This window comes from Clostridium tanneri (genome assembly GCF_033659955.1).
Lineage (GTDB): Bacteria > Bacillota > Clostridia > Clostridiales > Clostridiaceae > Clostridium_AM > Clostridium_AM tanneri.
Map to the genome: position 1 here is coordinate 1 of NZ_JARUJP010000062.1, position 1,922 is coordinate 1,922.

Consider the following 1,922-nt stretch of genomic DNA (forward strand, 5'->3'; position numbering starts at 1 on the left):
AATCGAGTAGGAGCTGAATAATTATTTTATTCAGCGACCTCTCACACCACTGTGCGTACCGTTCGGTACACAGCGGTTCATTAAGAATTATGAATTAGTTGATACCTCTTGGAAATACTTTTATATTTAAGACTTTCAAGATATCTATTATTTAGAGTTGTATTAAGAATTGGGCTGTTGGATATTCTCCAGTAGCCTTTCCTTGTGTTAGCGTATTCCCAAGCTTTGTACTCGGGTACTCCAAATTTCATGAGATTACGACCTCTGGTCTTAACCTTCTTCCATTGCTTCCAGATACATGCTCGCAACCTTCTTCTTAGCCATTCCTCCAGTTCCTTTATTCTGGCGGCAGCCTTCGCTACTCCATAATAGTTAATCCAACCTACGGTATATTCGTTGAGTTTCTTTATCCTTAACTCCATACTTATACCCATATTTCGATTAGTTATCTCTCTAATTCTTAACTTGAATCTTCTGTACGATTTCTCATGAATTCTTATATTTACTCCACCTTTAACAAAGTAGAACGAGAAACCTAGATATTTTCTTTTAGATACAAGGTCTACTGCACTTTTATTCTCATTAACCTTGAGTTTTAGGCGTCCTTCAAGTATATTTCTCATACTTTCCATTACCCTCAAGCCTGCTTTTCTACTTCTTACATACACATTTGCATCGTCAGCAAATCTGCAAAATCTATGCCCTCTCTTCTCAAGTTCCTTATCTACCTCATCAAGCATTATATTAGCTAGTAGTGGACTTAACGGTCCCCCTTGCGGAGTACCTTCATCAGAATTTACTTTGATTCCATTTATCATGATTCCTGATTGAAGATATGCCCTTATCAACTTTAGAACTCTTTTGTCCCTAATCTTCTTTGATAACCTATCCATTAATATATCATGATTAACTTTATCAAAGAACTTTTCCAAATCCATGTCCACTACCCATCTATACCCTTCATTAATATATTCTTTTGCCCTGAGTATAGCTTGCTTAGCACTTTTATTAGGTCTAAATCCATAACTACTTTCTGAGAATGTATGGTCATAAATTTTATTAAGTTCTTGAGCTATCGCTTGCTGTATTAGCCTATCAAGTATAGTAGGTATCCCAAGCAATCTTATTCCGCCGTCAGGCTTTGGTATTTCTACCCTCCTGACTGGAGATGGTTTATATCTACCTTCCAGTAACTTTTCTTTAATTTTCAGCCAGTTGTCAATGATAAACGTCCGAAGTTCATCGACTCTCATACCATCAACACCATGACTTCCTTTGTTTGAAATTACTCGTTTCATAGCAATAAGCATATTTTCACGCTCTAATACTCTATCGAGTAAGTTACTGGTATCATCTAACTCATCGTTTTCTCTTTCTCTCTTTGTAAACGCCAAATTTTCATTAAGCGCCCCTTGCTTACCTTGAAGTTCCACTTCTACTTCCACAAGGCGACCTCTATGCTGAGTTGTCTGCTTTTTATTTTGATTCTTTGAGTTTATCAAAGTTGAAAACCTCCTAACGTTCAGTCCTTCCCACGCTAACGCGTTTTCACGTGGTACTATGACCTCTGCTGACTTCTTACAATTCAGCCATATATCACTACATGGGTTATTACCTAGAAATATATCTTTGGGTAATTTATTTGTAAGACCTCCCCAGGTAAGAACGCTTACTTTCACCCCATATGTCTGCTACATTTACACCGCCTGTTTCGGATAGTTTAGGGTTTCGTTTTGTCATGCAAACTCACCCACAAGCATATGCCTCATATGTAGTTTCTGTTCGTCAGACCAGAGCTTTGCCGCCGACTTCCTTCAGATTCCACCTCACGATGGACACCCTTGTCTTAAGCTAACGGTTGGCACTATCAACCCCCGTATCGGACTTTCACCGACAAGTAAGCGCCCATGCTGGGCGCACAT

The 1,922-nt window shown here is 38.7% G+C and carries 1 protein-coding gene; it reads right to left on the reverse strand.

Features of this window, described 5'->3' with window-relative positions:
- Nucleotides 1-80: 80 nt before the first annotated feature.
- Entirely contained in the window at nucleotides 81-1,502 is a 1,422-nt protein-coding gene (gene ltrA, locus P8V03_RS18890; protein WP_318799357.1) for a group II intron reverse transcriptase/maturase, read from the reverse strand.
- Nucleotides 1,503-1,922: the final 420 nt, after the last annotated feature.